We start from the raw sequence: 17,969 nt of genomic DNA, 5'->3' as shown, positions 1-17,969 counted from the left end.
ACCAGATGGCAAAAATAGCATGAAGCCGGGCCTATTTACAGCGCGCGGCCAATAAATTTGCTACTATAGCGGTTTTTCAGCCTAATAAGATTGCACATTTATGAGCAGCACGCCGGATACCCGCCTGATTTGGATTGACCTTGAAATGACAGGTCTGGATACCGATAACGATCAGATTATTGAAGTTGCGACCATTGTGACGGACGACAACTTGAATATTCTGGCGGAAGGCCCTGTTTTGGCTGTGCATCAATCGGACCGCGTACTGAACGCCATGGACGAATGGAACACCCGCCAGCACGGCCAGTCCGGCCTGATTGAGCGCGTGCGCCGCAGCAAGCTGACCGCGCAGGACGCCGAGCAGCAGACGCTGGACTTCCTGAAGAAATGGGTCAACCCGAAATCTTCACCGATGTGCGGCAACTCGATCTGCCAGGACCGCCGCTTCCTGCACCGCTTAATGCCGGAAATGGAGCAGTATTTCCATTACCGCAATCTGGATGTGTCTTCGGTGAAAGAGCTGGCGAAGCGCTGGCGCCCGGAAATCATGAGCGGCCTGAAGAAAAACGCCTCGCACTTGGCGATGGATGACATCCGCGATTCAATCGCAGAGCTGAAATATTACCGCCAGTATTTCTTTATTATGAATAAAGACTGAGTTCCGGCAGCATAAGGAAGAGGCGCACAGCCTCTTTTTTATTGCCTGCGCTGAGGCCGGCAGGGCATACACTTCGGCGCTGAATTTGCTAAAATAGCGCGCTCTCCCTGCTGAAGATTAAGCCGAAGAATGACTGAACTGCTCCAAGATGATGAATATGAACGCCGCTTTTCCGGCGCAGCCAAAATTTACGGCGAGGGCAGCTTTCAGCATTATGAGCAAAGCCATGTCATGGTGATCGGCATCGGCGGCGTCGGCTCCTGGGCGGCGGAAGCCTTGGCCCGCACCGGCATTGGCGAATTGACCCTGATTGACATGGATGTGGTGGCGGCCTCGAATATCAACCGCCAGCTGCCGGCCATGACGGCAACGCTGGGCCGGGAAAAAATTGAGGTCATGGCGGAACGCTGCCGCGAGATCAACCCCAGAATTAAGCTCAATCTGATTGATGACTATTTAACGCCGGAAAATCTCAAGGAACTGCTGGCCGGCGCGCCTGACCTGATTTTAGACTGCATTGATGACGTCAAAGCCAAGCTGGCGCTGATGCTGCATTGCCGCTTCAATAAAATTCCGCTGATTGTGTCCGGCGGGGCAGGCGGCAAGCTCGATCCGCTGAAAATCCGCGTGGCGGACCTATCAAAAACTGAACAGGACCCGATGCTGGCGAAACTGCGCGCGCAGCTGCGCAGCAAGGGCATCTGCAAAAAGCCCAAAGAAAAATTCGGCATCACCTGCGTGTATTCAACGGATAATCCATTTTCCAGCGCGGAGGTTTGCGCCAGCGCCGGCCTGCGCTGCGGCGGCTACGGCTCTGCGGTAGTGGTGACGTCCAGCTTCGCTATGATTGCGGTATCGGAAGCGCTGAAAAAGCTGGATGCAAAGCGCGTGAAAATTTGAAGCAGCATGCATTTTCTGAAAAACAAAAGCGCCGGTTCCGGTGCTTTTTTTCAGCGCAGGACTTAGAATAAGCCGCAGTATTCTAAATAAAAAATTTGACGGTATGGGGTTGCTATGTGGTTCATGCTGGTATTGATACTGGGGATTTCTGGGCTGGCATTCTGGATGTGGAAGCGTCCAGATCCGGTAAAGCGCGATCAGTCCGGCGCGGCGCAGCATGATTTATGGCTGGACCATATTGATGCGCAGCTGCAGCATGCCGCGCGCTTAAGCGGCGCCAGCCAGCCGGATTATCAGCAGGCTTATCAAATTTATGACGGCTTGGCTAAGCAGCATGAACTGCCGCAGGCCTATACGCAAATGGGGCTGATGCATCTGCATGGGCTGGGGCGCGAGAAAAATCAGCAGAATGCGGTCAGCTTTCTTGAAAAGGCGTTCCGCTCAGGCGGCGACGATGCGGCGTATCAGCTGGGCCTATTCTATGAAGATGCGCTTCAGGATGTGGAAAAAGCGCTGTACTGGCACCGCCGCGCGGCCGCATTAGGGCATCTGGATGCGCAATACCGCATAAACGCCTTGTCGCATCAGGGCGATGGGCTGGCTGAACAGCATTTGGCGCTGCTGCAGCGCAATGCGGAAAATGGCCATGCCAGCTCGCAGCATCAGCTGGCGCAGCATTACTTAGCTCCGGGGGAAGCGCAGCAGATCAGCGCCGGCCTGCATGCGCTGTTTCAGGCGGCGGAGCAGGGGCATTTGCCTGCCCATCAGCAGCTTTACGAATGCTGGCAATTCGGCTTATTTCTGCCGCCCGATGAAATGCGCGCTTTGCAGCATATGAAAGCCTGTATTGCACTGGGGGATCAGCGCCAGCTGCCGGCTTACCGGCAGGCGGTGCTGATGGGGAAATATGACGCCGGCCAGCGCCAGCGGGTCTGGTCAGACTTAATGATTCAGGCCAAAGAGCATAAAAGCCCTCAGGCGAAGGCGCAGCTGGGCGATGCCTATTTTCACGGCTGGCATGCCGGCAAGAATGAAACTTTGGCTTTCCGCTACTGGTCAGAAGCCGCGCAGGAAAAGAATCCTGAGGCGCTGTGCGCGCTCGCGGCCCTGTATTATGAGGAATATCTGGTAGCTCACAATCCGCAGAAAGCCTTTGCGCTGTATCAGCATGCGCATCAATGCAGGCCAAGCCATATCAGCCTTATGGGGCTGGGGCTGTGCTATCTGCACGGTACCGGCACGGCGCAGGACGCCGGGAAGGCGGAGGCGCTGATCCGGCAGGCGGCTGTGCAGGGCTGGCGTTATGAGGTCAGCAGCAGTGCGGATCAGCACTATGTGATTGGCCTGTTTTACTGCCTGCCGTCTTATCCTGTGCCGGACCGGACAAAGGCCGCAGCTTATTTGCAGCAGGCGTCTGAACTTGGCTCTAAAGAGGCCTTATGGATGCTCTACCGGCTGCATGCAGGGCAGCTTTTTGCGGAACTGCATGATCCAGCGCAAGCCCATAACTGCCTGCAGCAAGCTGCAGACGCCGGCCATGCTTTAGCGCAGGCGGAATTAGGCCGGTTTTACGCTCAGGAAAACAGCCTGCATCAGAGCTCAGCCTTGGCGCTGCACTATTTAAAGCAGGCGGCCCAGCAGGGCAATGGCGCTGCCCTGAACCGCCTGGGTGAAATTCATGCGCAGGGCTTAGGTGTAGAAGCAGACTTAGAGCTTGCGCTTGAATATTACCGGCAGGCGGCTGCACAGGCCGATGCCGATGCATACAGCCATTTAGGCCAAATGCATCTGTATGGGCAGGGCGTTGAGCGCAATTTGGCTGCGGCTCAGGAATGGCTGGAAAAAGGCCGCGCCATGGGGCATGCGCGCTGCGCTGAACTGCTGAAAAACATTGAAGCGTATTTCAATCAGGAATCAAAGTTTTAATCAAAAAACTGAGGCTTCAGCTTAATGCTGATCAGTTAAGGAGTTTTGCAATAAAAGACTTTTACCAAAAATACAAGCTATACAATTGTTTTTTAAACAGCATTTAATTCACAATGGAAATTCCCTCTCCTTTTCAAGGAGAGGGCTAGGGAGAGGATTTTATTAAAAAAAACCCTTCATCCCAACCTTCTCCCTGAGCCATGTATGGCGCAAGAGAAGGAGATTTCAATATTAATTTTACTGCCAATAAATGATCATTTATTGATTTATGAAACAGATCTATTTGAGTAGCTCTAGAATTTAAAAAGAAAAAGCCAGTCAGTTTCTTAACTGACTGGCATTAATGCTTCAGCTTCGGTTTTTTTCTGTTGGCAACTCCTGCCAGTTACTCTTAAGGCAGCTGCCGCACCGGGCTGCCGCCCAATGCCTGCATTAAGGTGACATAGGCATTGTACTGGCTTTGCTTGGTCTGCGCCAAAGTCAGGCGCGCATTGCGCGTGGTCTCCTGCGCATCCAGCAGGTTTTTCAGCGCCACCGCGCCGTTGCGGTAGCGCACTTCCGTCAGGCGTTCGGTTTTTTCCGCCAGCTGCAGATTGCGCTCCTGCAGCGCCGCCTGCTTATTCAGCTCAGTGCGGCTGGACAGGGCGTTTTCCACATCGGCAAAGGCTTGGTACAGCGTTTGACGGTGCTGAATAATGGCTTTTTCATACTCCAGGTCACTGACCGCCAAATCCTTCTTCATATCATTATACTGCAGGAAAGGCAGGCTCAGGCTGGTGCCTAGAGTCAGCGCCGGGTTCTGCAGCAGACTGCTCAATGAGGTGCTGGACGCGCCCAGATTTCCGGTCAAGCTGATGGATGGATAATAGCCGGCTTTGACCGCATCTTTAGCCGCCAGCGCCTTGCGCAGGCGCAGCTCGCTGGCCTGCAGGTCGGGGCGGCGCGACAGCAGTTCTGCCGGCAAGCCGGATGCAATCTCCGGCAGCGCAATGCGCGGCAGGCGCTGCGGTTCGGCAATATTCAGCTGCTGCACCGGCTGATTCAGCAGCGTGGCAAGAGCAGTGCGGGCTTGGACTTGCAGCTGCGCGGTCTGGCTTAATGCCGACTTCTGGCTCTGCACAGACTGCTCCGCCTGCGTAAGGTCCAAGCCTGAGACTGCGCCGGCGCGGTATTGCGCGCGCACCAGTTCATAGGTTTTTTGCGCCGTGGCCAGATTCTGCGCCGCAATGGCGCTGCGTTCATTTAAATAGCCCAGCTGCCAGTACAGGCTGGCCGCTGTGCCCACCAGGCTTTGCGCAGTGGCCTGCAGATCCTGTTCGCTTGCGAGCGCTTCCCATTTGGCCGCTTCAGTCTGGCGCGCCAGTTTGCCGAATAAATCCAGCTCGTAGCTGACCCCGGCGCTGAGCGATAAGCCGCGCGATGCATCGTCGCCAGAATGCAGGTCTATATTATGTCCGGCAGAAGCGCTGGAGCTGGCGCGCAGGCCCTGCTTATTCTGAGCTAGCCCTGCTTTTAGGCGGGCTGTCTGCAAGTTGATTCCGGCTACAGCCAAGTCTGAATTGGCATTAAAGGCCTGCTGAATCAGCTGGTTCAGCTGCGCATCGCCAAACAGCGTCCACCACTGGTCCGCATAAGCGTCAGCCTGCACCTGCCGGCTCAGCGCTTGGCTGTTTTGAAAGTCCGCCGGCATCTGCAGCGCCGGCGCCTGATAAGGCGATTTGACAACGGCTGCGCAGCCGGCCAGTGCGCTGGCTAAGATTAGGGCGCCTGCCAGCCGGGTTAAATTCATCTGCATGTTCATTTCCTTATTCTCTGGACAGGGCGTCGACGGGGTTTAAGCGCGCGGCGTTGCGGGCGGGAATAAAGCCGAACACAATGCCGATCATGCTGGAGCAGGCAAAAGCCGCCACGATCGAGGTGGTTGAATAGGCCATCTGGAAGGTATCGCCGGCAAAATGGCTGATAATCTGCCCAATGCCTAAAGACAGCAGCACGCCTAAAATGCCGCCCAAAATGCAGACCAGCACGGCTTCAATCAGGAACTGCTGCAGAATGTCGCTTTGGCGCGCGCCAACCGCCATGCGCACGCCGATTTCCTGCGTGCGCTCAGTGACTGAAACCAGCATGATGTTCATTACCCCAATGCCGCCGACCACCAGCGAAATCACCGCAATCGCGGACACCAGCAGCGTCATGGTCTGCGTGGTCTGCTGAATGGTTTCGCGGATGCTGTCGGAGTTCTGGGTAAATACATCCTGCGCGCCGTGGCGCTGTTCCAGCAGGCTTAAAATCGCATTTTCGGCGGCCGCGCTCGGGTATTCATCCTTAACGCGCACAATAATGCTGCGCACATTGGCCTGGCCCAGCATGCGGCTCATGACGGTTGAATAGGGCAGATAAACGTTCAGGCTGTCCGAGCTGCCCATCATGCCTTTCTGCGCGTCGGTCACGCCAATGATCCGGCTCGGCACGCTGCCCAGCAGAATCACCTGCCCCAGCGGGTCGGCGCCGTCGCTGAAAAAGGCGTTTTTGGTGTTACTGTCAATCACCACATTCTGAGTCTGCTCAGTCACGCTTTCCTTGTCGAAAGGCTGGCCTGATGCGAAGGTCATGCCTCTGACATAGAAGTAGTCTTCACTGACGCCGTTGACGGTGGCTGAGGCTTCGGTGTCTTTGAAGCGCACCGTTACGCTGCTGCTGACCGTCGGGCTGACGCCGTCTACATAGGGCTGTTCAGCCAGCGCCGCGGCATCGGCCGGAATCAGGGTCTTCACCTGCGATGACCTTGAGTTGTCGCCAAAGCCCCGGCCCTGATACACGGTAATGGTGTTGGTGCCTAAGCTGCTGATGTTATCCAGAATCTGCTTTTGCGAGCCGTTGCCCAGCGCTACCACCGAAACCACCGAGGCAATGCCGATGATGATGCCCAGCATGGTCAGGAAGGTGCGCATGCGGTGCGCGTTCATCGCCAGCAGGGCCATGCGGAAGGCTTCGCCTAAGCGGTCGGCAGCCGAGCGCCAGGACGAAATCCGCTTCTGCTCCGGATGGATCAGCGCCTGCCTTGCCAAGGGCTCATCCGCATTTTCCGGGGTATTCGGCAGGTCGGAAACAATGCTGCCGTCGCTGATTTCAATAATGCGCGTGGCGTTTTTAGCCACGTTATGGTCATGCGTGACCAGAATAATGGTATGGCCTTTGGCGTTCAGTTCGCGCAGGATGCGTATCACCTCAATGCCACTGTTCTTATCCAAGGCGCCGGTCGGCTCATCGGCCAGAATCACATCGCCGCCATTCATCAGGGCACGGGAAATTGAAACCCGCTGCTGCTGCCCGCCGGAAAGCTGGCTGGGGCGGTTCTGGGTTTTATCGCCCAAGCCCAGTCCTGCCAGCAGCTCTTTGGCGCGCGCCTGCCGGGAAGATGCGTCTGCGCCGGCATAAATTGCCGGAACCTCAACGTTGCCGGCCGCGGTTAAATCGCCCAGCAGATGATAGCGCTGGAAGATGAAGCCGAAATATTCGCGCCGCAGCTGGGCCAGCTCATCCGGCTCCAGCTCGCGGGTTTCGCGGCCTTTGACTTGGTAGCTGCCGCCGCTGGGCTGATCCAGGCAGCCCAGAATGTTCATCAGGGTGGATTTTCCCGAACCGGACTGGCCGACAATCGCGATCAGTTCGCCGGGGTAAATTTCAAGATCAATGCCTTTTAAAATCTGAACGGTGCTTTCGCCGGCAGGGAATTCACGGGTCAGATTCTTGACGGCAAGCAGAGGCTGCTGATTCTGGCTCATGATTACATTCTCATCGGGCCGCGGCTGCTGCGCTTGGCCGCGTCATTGCTGGTGTCTGAACCGTCCGCAATCACTACTTTTTCGCCCTGTTTCAAGCCGCGCAGCACCTGCACGGTAACGCGGTTATTCAGCCCAAGCAGCACCGGCTGCGGCTTGGCTGTGCCGTCGGCCTGAACCACGCGGACTGTTGCCACAGAAGCTTTGCCCTGCTCAACCAGCGCTTTTTCAGCTGCGGTCAGCTGCAGGCGGCTGGCCGGCGCTGCATCGCCTTCGCTGCGCGGCTGCTGTTCAGCGCTGCCGGCACCGGCATTTGCGCCAGACTTGCTGCGGCGGTTCGACGCTTGAACCGCGGCTGCGGGAACAGTCAGCACATTCCGCGCTTCATCCAGAATAATATACACCTGCGCGGTCATATCAATGCGCAGCTTGCCGTCTTCATTCGGCACATCAAACAGCGCGTTGTAGTATACCGCCGTGCTGGAGGATGAAGAGGTGTTGCTGCTGGTTTCATTATTGATGGAAGAGGGCGCCGGCTCCACCTGGCGCAGCTTCGCATAGTGCTTTTTCTCGCTGTTGCCCAAGGTGGTGAAGTACACTGTTTGCCCTTCGGAAACTTTCATCACATCGGCTTCGGAAATTTCCGCCTTGACGGTCATGGTATTCAGCTTGGCCAGCTTCACAATGGTCGGCGCGCTTTGATTGGCGTTCACGGTTTGGCCTTCTTCAGTCACAATCGCCACAATGGTGCCGTCCATTGGCGCAATAATCCGGGTATAGCCTAAGTCTTCTTTGGCGGTGGCCAGGGTCAGGCGCGACTGTTCAATTTGCGCATTGATCGAGGCGATTTCAGCCTGCGCTGTTTTATAGCCGGCCAAGGCCGCTTCCAGCTCGGCGCGGGAAGTGGCGTCCTGCGCGTACATGGCTTGCTGGCGCTTATATTCCGCCTCAACTTTAGATAAATTCGCCTGCTTGACGGTCAGCTGCGCCTGCTGGTTTTTAATGCTGGCTTCAGCGGTTTTTAAATCATTTTCCTGGCGCACTGAATCAATTTGCGCAATCAGCTGGCCCTGCTTGACCTGATCGCCCAGCGCCACATGCATCTTTTTCACCTGGCCGGACACCTGCGCGCCGACGCTGACCATTTTGGTGGCTTCCAGCACGCCGGTCGCCAGCACGGAATTTTCAATGTCGCCGCGGCTGACTTCCGCGCTGATGTATTCCGCCTGCTGCGCTTTCGGCTTGAAGAAGTACCATGCGGTAACCGCAGCTGCCAGTATGCAGACTGCTATCATCAGGATTTTAGCGGGTTTTATTTTTGGCATGATTTTGGGCGCGCAGAAAAAAAATTGCTCAAATTATAAAAGTTAATTAAGGATAAAGCGTGAATATTTGAGAAGATACTGCAAATGAGAATTATTAATTCGATGCGCTGAAGGCTGAGAACAGGGCATTTGCGGGAAAAATGCCCAATGATGATTTTCCGCAGCCTGAGTTTTTCAGATTAATTGAACAGCTGCCGGCCGCACATGCTGGCAATCGCCTGCTGCGCCAGATGCTCAGGATTTTCGCAGCCCAGGCCCTTAATCGAGGCGTCAATGCGCAGCAGCAGCGCCGGCCAGGTCACAAAGCTGCCGGGATCAAGCCGGCGCAAAGCCTGCTGATACTGGCTGACTTTGCTTTTCCAGATGCCCAGCTGCAGCGCATTCTGCGGCTGTTCAAACAGCTGCATCAGCAGGCGCATTTCCTTGCTGATGCTCCACAGAATCAGCGGCATCGGTTCGCCGGAGGCGGTCAGGTACTGGAAAATTTTAACCGCTTGGCCGAGATTGGCCTGCAGCAGGGCATCGCTTAAATCAAAGGTGCTGTATCTGGACTGGTCCTGCAGGCAGGAATGCAGATGCTCAACCTGAATGACGCCGGCCTCAGCAAAAGTGTCGCTGACGCGCATTAAGCTGTTTTTGGCCGCCAGCAGGTTATGCTCATGATGCTGCTCCAGCCATTGCCAGGCGTCGCTGGCCAGCTGAATGCCGAGCTTCTGCGCTTCGGCCGCTAAAATCTGCTGGCGGTCTTTCGGGTAATTTGCGCTGAGAGCAACATTCACGCCATTGGCGTCAATTACTTGAAAGAACGCGGTTTTCAGGCTGCTGCTGTCCTGCTTGGGCATCACCACCAGCAGCAGATTCTGCTCATTGTGCTGCAGATAGCTTTTCAGCTCTTTCAGCCCGCCGGCATCCGGCTTGATATTGCCGTGCACTTCAACCGCCAGCTGGCTGGAAAACAGCGACAGGCTGTTCAAGGCGTTAAATACGGTTTTCCAGTCACTGACGCTGCTGATGTCATAGCGCTGGCGCTCAATCTCCTGCTTTTGCCAGCTGGCGCGGAACGCATCCAGCAGATTCTGTTCCAGCAGCGGTTCCTGGCCGTGCAGCACCCAGGCGCCGCGGGCCTCATCAACACGCTTCAGCGCCTGCAGGTAATCGAGCTTCATAAATCGCGTTCAGCCTATTCGGCAGCAGGGGCAGCGCGCTGAACAGCCAGCGGCAGGCGGTTGGAGGAAATCTGGCGGGCAATCTGCTGCGCCACATCATCAATAATCACCTGATTCAGGAATTTCTGCTCCTGATCATCAGTGTTGACCGTAGCGACATCATACTGGTATGAACGGGAGGCCATCACGGTGCGCGGTTCGGTCACAGGGTTGCCCTGCGCATCTTCAATGCGGAAAGTCACATTTAAGCGCAGCAAAGTTTCGACCAGCTTGCCGTTCAGCTCAAGGCGGCGCGGGCTGTAATCCAGAACGCGCAATACATAGTTATTCGGGTTATTGCTGATTCTGACTCCGGCTGCGCCAAGGTAGATATTCAGTTTTTCTTCAAGCTCTTCGGTATTCTGCGGCAAAGCCAGGCTCATGTTGGCATAAGTCACCGGCGCAACATTCGGACTGGTGCCTTTTAAGTGGAAGCCGCAGCCGGTTAAGCCTGCACCCAGGCCCAGGGTTAATACAATTGCTGCAGCGCGCTGAACCAGATGCATGCGGTGTCCTCTGTAAAATATTTCCCGGCGTATGCGGGCATGAGACGGATATTGTTTCGTTCAATGCATGGGATTGTAAAGTCAAAGCCCGCTGACTGGCAACGGGCTTTGTTTAGGATTTGTTTTTAAGCTCTTTTGGGAAGTTCCTTCTCCCTGAGGGAGAAGGAACTCTAAAGGTTTTAAACCACCAAATTCACCAGCTTATTCGGCACAACAATTTCTTTCTTGGTTGGGCCAGTCAGGAACTGCTGCACTTCAGGCAGGGCTTTCGCCTGCGCCAAGATGTCATCTTTAGATGCATCTACCGGCACTTCCAGCTTGCCGCGCAGCTTGCCGTTGATCTGAACCACAATGATCTGCGTATTGCGGGCCAGCGCAGACTCATCCACAGCAGGGAACAGCGCTGCCGTCAAATCAATGCCGAACTGGGTCAGTAAAGTCTGGCTCAAATGCGGCGCAAATGGCGCCAGCAGAGTCAGCAGCGCCGTGATGGATTCGCGCGCCACAGCCACATCATTGTCATTCTGGGCTTCAAATCTATTGTTCGCATTCAGCAGTTCCATCATGGCGGCAATCGCCGTGTTGAATGCATGGCGGCGCTCAATGTCGTCACCGACTTTCTGAATGGTTTCGTGCGTCTTGCGGCGCAGGTCTTGGGCGGCAGTTGAAAGCTGGGCAGCGTCAATGGCTGATGCAGGGTTGCCTTTTTCAAGGAAGCCGGCAGCCAGGCGCCAAACGCGCTTCAGGAAGCGGTTAGAGCCTTCAACACCGGCATCCGACCATTCAAGCGACTGGTCAGGCGGAGCCGCGAACATCATGAATACGCGCGCTGTATCTGCGCCGTACTGGTCAATGATCGCCTGCGGGTCAATGCCGTTGTTTTTCGACTTGGACATTTTTTCCTGGCCGCCAACCACAACTTCCTGGCCGTCGCCGCTGTATTTAGCGGAAAGCACGCGGCCTTTTTCGTCTTTTTCAAGTTCGATGTCCGCCGGATTGAACCAGGTTTTCTTGCCTGACTCCGCTTCACGGTAGAAAGTATCCGCCAGCACCATGCCTTGAGTGAGCAGATTGGTGAACGGCTCATTGCCTTGCACCACGCCTTCATCGCGCATCAGTTTATGGAAGAAACGCGCATACAATAAGTGCAAAATTGCGTGCTCGACACCGCCGATGTACTGGTTCACCGGCAGCCAGGTTTGCGCCGCTTCAGGCTTAACTAAACCACCAGTAAAATCAGGAGATGCATAGCGCGCATAGTACCAGGAAGATTCTACGAAAGTATCCAGCGTGTCGGTTTCACGGCGCGCATCGCCGCCGCAGCACGGGCACTGGGTTTCATAGAATTCAGGCATTTTATTCAATGGGTTGCCTGAACCGTCCGGAACCACGTCCGTCGGAAGCACAACCGGAAGCTGTTCTTCAGGCACCGGCACCTGGCCGCACGTGTCACAGTTGATCATTGGAATTGGGCAGCCCCAGTAGCGCTGGCGCGATACGCCCCAGTCGCGCAGGCGGAACTGGACTTTAGAATTAGCCAGAGCTTGCGGTTCTAATTTTGCCAGGAAAGCATCGTAGGCGCCCTGCAAATCCAGGCCGTCAAATTCGCCGGAATTAACCAGCTTGCCTTCTTTAGAGCCGTACCATTCCTGCCAAAGGGCTGCATCAAAGTCCGCATCATCTGCGCCTTTGGCGTCAATCACCTGCTTAATGCTCAGGCCGAATTTTCCGGCAAATTCAAAGTCGCGCTCATCATGCGCCGGAACCGCCATCACCGCGCCAGAACCGTAAGACATCAGTACATAGTTGGCAATCCAAACCGGCACTTCTTCGCCAGTCACAGGATGCTTCACAGACAGGCCGGTCGCCATGCCTTTTTTCTCAGCAGTCGCTAAGTCCGCTTCCGCGACTGAACCCATGCGGCATTCTTCAATGAACGCTTGCAGTTCAGGATTGCCTGCTTCTGACTGGATAGCAGCCGCTTTCAGCGCCATCGGGTGTTCCGCAGCTACAGCCACATAAGTCACGCCCATTAAGGTGTCGGCGCGCGTGGTGAAGACTGTTAAGCCGTCTGCATACACTTCAGGGCGGGCTGAAGGGAAGGTGATTTCCATGCCCTGCGAGCGGCCAATCCAGTTGCGCTGCATGGTCAGAACCTGCTGCGGCCAGCCGTCTTTCAGGGTGTCTAAATCATCCAGCAGTTCCTGCGCATAGTCGGTAATGCGGAAGTAGTACATTGGAATATCGCGCTTTTCCACCAGTGCGCCGGAACGCCAGCCGCGGCCGTTTTCAACCTGCTCATTGGCCAGCACAGTCTGATCCACCGGATCCCAGTTCACGGTGGAAAGCTTGCGGTAGATCAGGCCCTTTTTATACAGCTGCACAAATAACCATTGTTCCCAGTGATAGTATTCCGGCGTGCAGGTGGCGAACTCGCGGTCCCAATCCACTGAAAGGCCCAGCTTTTTCAGCTGGTCACGCATATAGGCGATATTTTCAAAGGTCCATTTTGCCGGAGCAACCTGATGCGCAATGGCTGCGTTTTCAGCAGGCAGGCCGAATGCATCCCAGCCCATCGGCTGCAGCACGGTTTCGCCTTTTAAGCGGTGGAAACGGCTGATGACGTCGCCAATGGTATAGTTGCGCACATGACCCATATGCAGTTTGCCGCTTGGATAAGGGAACATCGAGAGGATGTAGCGGCGCGGACCTTCTGCAGTGTCGGCAACTTTAAAGGCTTTGCGAGTTTCCCAATCCTGCTGGACGGCAGGTTCAATCGCACTGGCTTGATATTCAGGGTCAATGTGAGTAGTCATAAACGTAATATAAGAACAATGGTTAAAAAGTTTGTTGCACAGCATAGCGCAAAATACACCTAAAAGTGAATTTTGCGCGGCTATTCTGCAGGAATAATCCTGAACCGCAGATCAGGCGATTATTTTGCCTCTGAGGAAAGCGCTTGCCCTTGGCGCAATGCCGCCTGGGCTTCCTGATGCACCTGCTCTTTTTCAGCTGCAGCCTGCTGCGCTTCTTGCGCGGCGGCCTTGGCCTCAGGATGCGCCTGTCCGCCTGCTGCCGGCGCCGGCGCAGCGGAATTTTTCCAGCCGTAGGTTTCCACCTTGCCTTTTTTCTTGGCGCTTTTCGGCGGCGGCGTAGCGGTATAATGCGTCGAGCCTTTGGCATCGACCCACTTATAGAAATTTTGCGCAAAGCTGCTTTGCGCGCTCACAGCCAGCGCCAAAGCCGCGGCTGCGCTTCCCAATTTAGCAAAAGGCATTTTCATGATGAATTCAGTTCCTTGATCCGGTCAGAAGCGCAGTTTTCAGCTGCGCAATAAGCTGAAATTTTGCGCCTTTTTTTGCGCCGATGCCATCCCTTTTTATGCCGGGCTGGCTGGCCGGCGCCATGCGCGCCCGCTGCCGTAAATTTGCGCAGATTTCATGACTCTTCCGGGGGCGTGTGCTGCGCCGCGGCCGGCAGGCAGCGGCAGGGTTCAGGCTGAATTGATTAAAATTATTTATCCAATATATAAAAGAAATGAATAAGTTGGGCGAAAATGGAAAAAAATGCAGGCGCTGATGCCGGCCGCCGGGAACTGCGCCAAGCTTAAAAAATAAACGGTCTGTAAATAAACAGGAAAAAGCCAATTTTTAAACTTGACATTAATAGTTTAAACAACAAAAATGCTGTTTTAGTTTTATATGCCTTAGCCGATCACCCTTCGAATAAGTGTCATGTCATGCAATGGGCAGCTGCTCTAGCCGAGAAGCTGAACAAAGCGGATAAAACGGGCTTATCCCAGCGCGTTTTGGATCTCATACTGCTCAAACAGCAGTCGGGTCGGAATTTTTTCCTATTGCCATGAAAACTATGAAATATGTGTGCTATAACAGTGCAGGCAGTCAATGAACGAAGCGTCGCAAGTGTCTCCCATTTTGCGGCTAAAAAAAGATTAGGGTGAATCACGTTGGAACTTTTATCTGGTGGTGAAATGCTTGTTCGCGCATTAGCGGACGAAGGCGTTGAACATGTTTTTGGGTACCCAGGCGGCGCAGTACTGCATATTTACGACGCGCTATTTCAACAAGACAGAATTAACCATTACCTCGTGCGCCATGAGCAGGCGGCCGGCCATATGGCCGATGCCTATTCGCGCGTAACAGGCAAAACCGGTGTTGTGCTGGTCACATCCGGCCCGGGCGCAACCAATACCGTTACTCCAATCGCAACAGCCTATATGGACTCCATCCCGATGGTGATTTTGTCCGGCCAGGTTGCTTCGCATCTGATTGGCGAAGACGCGTTTCAGGAAACCGACATGGTGGGCATTTCCCGCCCAATCGTGAAGCACAGCTTCCAGGTGCGCCATGCCAGCGAAATTCCGGCCATCATTAAGAAAGCCTTTTATATTGCGTCTTCCGGCCGTCCGGGACCGGTGGTGGTCGATATTCCTAAAGATGCGACCAATCCGGCGGAAAAATTCGCTTACGAATATCCTGAAAAAGTGAAAATGCGCTCTTACCAGCCGCCGCACCGCGGCCACTCCGGCCAGATCCGCAAGGCGATTGATGAGCTGCTGCATGCCAAGCGTCCAGTCATTTACTCGGGCGGCGGCGTGGTGCAGGGCAATGCCTCTGAACTGCTGACCGAGCTGGCGCATACTTTAGGCTTTCCGGTAACCAATACCTTGATGGGCTTAGGCGCATTCCCGGGCGATGATCCGCAGTTTGTCGGCATGCTGGGCATGCACGGCACTTATGAAGCCAACATGACCATGCATAATGCAGACGTGATTCTGGCCATCGGCGCGCGTTTTGATGACCGCGTGACCAATAACCCTGCGAAATTCTGCAAAAATGCCAAAGTGATCCATATTGACATCGACCCTGCGGCGATTTCAAAAACCATCATGGCGCATATTCCGATTGTCGGCGCGGTGGAGCCGGTATTGCAGGAAATGCTGGCGCAGCTGAAGCAGCTGAACGTGTCCAAGCCGAATCCTGAAGCTATGGCTGCCTGGTGGTCGCAAATCAATGAATGGCGCAAAGTTCATGGCCTGAAATATGAGATCCCGGCGGACGGCACCATGAAGCCGCAGCAGGTGGTTGCAGCTTTGGATAAACTCACCAACAGCGAAGCGATCATTACCTCTGACGTTGGCCAGCATCAAATGTTCGGCGCGCTGTACTACCGCTACAAGCGCCCGCGCCAATGGATCAACTCCGGCGGCTTGGGCACCATGGGCGTAGGCTTGCCGTATGCTATGGCTGCCAAGCTGGCTTTCCCGGATCAGCAGGTGGTGTGCATTACCGGCGAAGCATCCATCCAGATGTGCATTCAGGAGCTTTCGACCTGCAAGCAGTACGGCTTGAATGTGAAAATCCTCTGTCTGAACAACCGCGCATTGGGCATGGTGAAGCAGTGGCAGGATATGAACTATGAAGGCCGCCATTCCAGCTCTTATGTCGAGTCCTTGCCGGACTTCGCCAAGCTGATGGAAGCGTATGGCCATGTCGGCATTCAGATTGACCATGCCGATGAGCTTGAATCCAAGCTGGCGGAAGCAATGGCGATTAACGACAAGTGCGTATTTATTAACGTTATGGTTGACCGCACCGAGCACGTTTATCCGATGCTGATTGCGGGCCAGTCCATGCAGGACATGTGGTTAGGCAAAGGGGAGCGCACAAAATGAGGCATATTATTTCTGTACTCGTTGAAAACGAAGCGGGCGCGCTTTCCCGTTTAGTGGGCCTGTTTTCGCAGCGCGGCTACAACATTGAAACCCTGAATGTGGCGCCGACTGAAGATCCGACACTGTCGCGCCTGACGCTGACCACCTATGGCGATGACCATAAGATTGAGCAGATTACCAAGCAGCTGAACAAGCTGGTTGAAGTGGTTAAAGTGGTGGATTTGTCAGAAGGCGCGCATATTGAGCGTGAGCTGATGCTGATTAAAGTGAAGGCTTTAGGCGCAGCGCGCGCGGAAATCAAGCGCACCGCTGACATTTTCCGCGGACAGATTGTGGATGTAACGCCGACGACTTATACCATTCAGCTGGCGGGCACAACAGACAAGCTGGATGGCTTTATTGACGCGCTGGCGGAAAATACCATCCTTGAAGTTGTGCGTTCCGGCGTATCGGGTATCGCGCGCGGCGAAAAAGTTTTAACCATCTGATTTTAAACAAATACACTCTCTTCATTTATTCAGGAGAGGGGCTTAATTTAGTGAAAAACAAGAAATCACTAACTTAGGGTAAGGAAACACAGCATTTTAGCGGAGACAGCAATGCAAATTTTTTATGATAAAGACTGCGACTTATCTATCATCCAATCTAAGAAAGTAGCGATCATCGGTTACGGTTCACAAGGCCATGCGCATGCGCAAAACCTGAAAGACTCTGGCGTTGACGTAACTGTGGGCCTGCGCGCAGGCTCCGCTTCCTGGAAGAAAGCTGAAAACGCAGGCCTTAAAGTTGCTGAAGTTCCAGCTGCCGTTGCTCAGGCTGACCTGGTGATGATTCTGACTCCGGATGAATTCCAGTCACAGCTTTACCGCGACGTGATTGAGCCGAACATCAAGGAAGGCGCAACTTTAGCATTTGCTCACGGTTTTGCTGTTCTTTACAACCAGGTTGTTCCGCGCGCCGATTTAGACGTGATCATGGTTGCGCCTAAAGCGCCGGGCCACACAGTGCGTTCAGAATTCCAGCGCGGTTCAGGCGTGCCTGACTTAATCGCGATTCATCAGGACGCTTCAGGCAATGCCCGCAATGTTGCGCTTTCTTACGCTTCAGGCGTAGGCGGCGGCCGCACCGGCATTATCGAAACATCTTTCCGCGAAGAAACTGAAACTGACCTGTTCGGTGAACAGGCTGTGCTTTGCGGCGGCGCGGTTGAGCTGGTTAAAATGGGCTATGAAACTTTGGTTGAAGCCGGTTATGCGCCGGAAATGGCTTACTTCGAATGCCTGCACGAGCTTAAGCTGATCGTTGACTTGATGTTCGAAGGCGGCATCGCGGACATGAACTATTCAGTATCGAACAATGCTGAATACGGCGAATATGTAACAGGTACTGAAGTAATCAACGAACAGTCTCGCGAAGCGATGCGCAATGCGCTGAAACGCATTCAGTCTGGCGAATATGCGAAGATGTTCATTAACGAAGGCGCGTTGAACTATCCGTCTATGACTGCCCGCCGCCGTCAAAACGCTGCGCACGGCATTGAAGTGACAGGCAACAAGCTGCGCTCTATGATGCCTTGGATTCAAGCCAACAAAATCGTAGACAAAGAAAAGAACTAAGCTTTAGTTGAATCTTTAAAAACCCTTGTTTTTACAAGGGTTTTTTATTGTGAAATAATTGTTGTTACGTAGCCTTGCGCTTCGGTTAAAGCAGTGCTTTAACCTTGCTCATACCTTGGATTCAAGCGAACAAAATCGTAGACAAAGAAAAGAACTGATTTTCTGATCTGATTGATTTTTATGCTGTAAAAACCCTGCGTAAGCAGGGTTTTTTTATGGGCTGCAATTACAGCTCCATGCCGGTGCGGGGGCAGGGTGAGGCATGAGCATTCAGCTTTGGAACGCCCTTCTTTAAAAGGGTGACCCTTTGGAGATGGGCCGCATAAAGCATGCAGCTTAACCAATCTGCAGGCTGC

The 17,969-nt window shown here is 54.3% G+C and carries 13 protein-coding genes; 6 read left to right on the top strand and 7 right to left on the bottom strand.

From position 1 onward, the window contains the following. The first annotated feature begins 100 nt into the window (after positions 1-100). The 3 genes from orn to BEN74_RS08400 all read left to right on the top strand — a co-directional run bounded on the left by orn (position 101) and on the right by BEN74_RS08400 (position 3,484). Entirely contained in the window at positions 101-658 is a 558-nt protein-coding gene (gene orn / locus BEN74_RS08410; RefSeq protein WP_068907836.1) for an oligoribonuclease, read from the top strand. A 129-nt stretch (positions 659-787) separates the two neighbouring features. Beyond that, positions 788-1,558 (top strand): ThiF family adenylyltransferase, encoded by a 771-nt coding sequence (locus BEN74_RS08405; RefSeq protein WP_068907834.1) that lies wholly within the window; start codon positions 788-790, stop codon positions 1,556-1,558. A gap of 114 nt (positions 1,559-1,672) precedes the next feature. Further along, positions 1,673-3,484 carry a tetratricopeptide repeat protein gene (locus tag BEN74_RS08400; RefSeq protein WP_068907832.1) on the top strand — a complete coding sequence of 604 codons (1,812 nt, stop codon included), beginning with the start codon at positions 1,673-1,675 and terminating at the stop codon, positions 3,482-3,484. Between the two features lie 391 nt (positions 3,485-3,875). Here the strand turns inward: BEN74_RS08400 and BEN74_RS08395 are convergent, their stop codons facing one another. From BEN74_RS08395 to BEN74_RS08365, 7 genes are all read right to left on the bottom strand, one after another. Next, a complete protein-coding gene (locus BEN74_RS08395) occupies positions 3,876-5,279 on the bottom strand; it encodes an efflux transporter outer membrane subunit (protein WP_068907908.1) in 1,404 nt (467 codons plus the stop codon). A 10-nt stretch (positions 5,280-5,289) separates the two neighbouring features. Beyond that, positions 5,290-7,269: a MacB family efflux pump subunit gene (locus BEN74_RS08390; RefSeq protein ID WP_068907830.1), complete on the bottom strand. Its 1,980-nt coding sequence runs from the start codon at positions 7,267-7,269 to the stop codon at positions 5,290-5,292. A 2-nt stretch (positions 7,270-7,271) separates the two neighbouring features. Beyond that, a complete protein-coding gene (locus BEN74_RS08385; protein WP_068907828.1) occupies positions 7,272-8,591 on the bottom strand; it encodes a MacA family efflux pump subunit in 1,320 nt (439 codons plus the stop codon). Between the two features lie 179 nt (positions 8,592-8,770). Next, the gene (gene holA, locus BEN74_RS08380; protein WP_068907826.1) at positions 8,771-9,757 is read right to left on the bottom strand and encodes a DNA polymerase III subunit delta; all 987 of its coding nucleotides are present in this window, start codon (positions 9,755-9,757) and stop codon (positions 8,771-8,773) included. A 14-nt stretch (positions 9,758-9,771) separates the two neighbouring features. After that, the gene (locus BEN74_RS08375) at positions 9,772-10,302 is read right to left on the bottom strand and encodes a hypothetical protein (protein WP_068907824.1); all 531 of its coding nucleotides are present in this window, start codon (positions 10,300-10,302) and stop codon (positions 9,772-9,774) included. Positions 10,303-10,481: 179 nt separating this feature from the next. Then, positions 10,482-13,118, bottom strand: a complete 2,637-nt coding sequence (leuS, locus tag BEN74_RS08370) for a leucine--tRNA ligase (protein ID WP_068907906.1) — start codon at positions 13,116-13,118, stop codon at positions 10,482-10,484. 119 nt (positions 13,119-13,237) lie between these two features. After that, entirely contained in the window at positions 13,238-13,585 is a 348-nt protein-coding gene (locus tag BEN74_RS08365) for a DUF4124 domain-containing protein (protein ID WP_068907823.1), read from the bottom strand. A 684-nt stretch (positions 13,586-14,269) separates the two neighbouring features. Here BEN74_RS08365 and BEN74_RS08355 point away from each other — a divergent pair. From BEN74_RS08355 to ilvC, 3 genes are all read left to right on the top strand, one after another. Continuing rightward, the gene (locus BEN74_RS08355; RefSeq protein WP_068907819.1) at positions 14,270-15,997 is read left to right on the top strand and encodes an acetolactate synthase 3 large subunit; all 1,728 of its coding nucleotides are present in this window, start codon (positions 14,270-14,272) and stop codon (positions 15,995-15,997) included. Further along, positions 15,994-16,485, top strand: coding sequence for an acetolactate synthase small subunit (gene ilvN / locus BEN74_RS08350; RefSeq protein ID WP_068907818.1), 492 nt, complete (start codon positions 15,994-15,996; stop codon positions 16,483-16,485). The genes BEN74_RS08355 and ilvN overlap by 4 nt, the downstream gene beginning before the upstream one ends. Positions 16,486-16,596: 111 nt before the next feature. Beyond that, a complete protein-coding gene (gene ilvC, locus BEN74_RS08345; RefSeq protein ID WP_068907816.1) occupies positions 16,597-17,613 on the top strand; it encodes a ketol-acid reductoisomerase in 1,017 nt (338 codons plus the stop codon). Positions 17,614-17,969 lie beyond the last annotated feature (356 nt).

The sequence above is a fragment of the Acinetobacter sp. WCHAc010034 genome (assembly GCF_001696615.3).
Lineage (GTDB): Bacteria > Pseudomonadota > Gammaproteobacteria > Pseudomonadales > Moraxellaceae > Acinetobacter.
Note: the sequence above shows the minus strand (reverse complement) of the source record. Positions and strands in the feature narration are given on the sequence as shown.

What these genes read in the sequence shown, in the direction of transcription:
- orn (WP_068907836.1), top strand. Translation starts at nt 101, where the DNA reads ATGAGCAGCACGCCGGATACCCGCCTGATTTGGATTGACCTTGAAATG.
- BEN74_RS08405 (WP_068907834.1), top strand. Translation starts at nt 788, where the DNA reads ATGACTGAACTGCTCCAAGATGATGAATATGAACGCCGCTTTTCCGGC.
- BEN74_RS08400 (WP_068907832.1), top strand. Translation starts at nt 1,673, where the DNA reads ATGTGGTTCATGCTGGTATTGATACTGGGGATTTCTGGGCTGGCATTC.
- BEN74_RS08395 (WP_068907908.1), bottom strand. Translation starts at nt 5,279, where the DNA reads ATGCAGATGAATTTAACCCGGCTGGCAGGCGCCCTAATCTTAGCCAGC.
- BEN74_RS08390 (WP_068907830.1), bottom strand. Translation starts at nt 7,269, where the DNA reads ATGAGCCAGAATCAGCAGCCTCTGCTTGCCGTCAAGAATCTGACCCGT.
- BEN74_RS08385 (WP_068907828.1), bottom strand. Translation starts at nt 8,591, where the DNA reads ATGCCAAAAATAAAACCCGCTAAAATCCTGATGATAGCAGTCTGCATA.
- holA (WP_068907826.1), bottom strand. Translation starts at nt 9,757, where the DNA reads ATGAAGCTCGATTACCTGCAGGCGCTGAAGCGTGTTGATGAGGCCCGC.
- BEN74_RS08375 (WP_068907824.1), bottom strand. Translation starts at nt 10,302, where the DNA reads ATGCATCTGGTTCAGCGCGCTGCAGCAATTGTATTAACCCTGGGCCTG.
- leuS (WP_068907906.1), bottom strand. Translation starts at nt 13,118, where the DNA reads ATGACTACTCACATTGACCCTGAATATCAAGCCAGTGCGATTGAACCT.
- BEN74_RS08365 (WP_068907823.1), bottom strand. Translation starts at nt 13,585, where the DNA reads ATGAAAATGCCTTTTGCTAAATTGGGAAGCGCAGCCGCGGCTTTGGCG.
- ilvN (WP_068907818.1), top strand. Translation starts at nt 15,994, where the DNA reads ATGAGGCATATTATTTCTGTACTCGTTGAAAACGAAGCGGGCGCGCTT.
- ilvC (WP_068907816.1), top strand. Translation starts at nt 16,597, where the DNA reads ATGCAAATTTTTTATGATAAAGACTGCGACTTATCTATCATCCAATCT.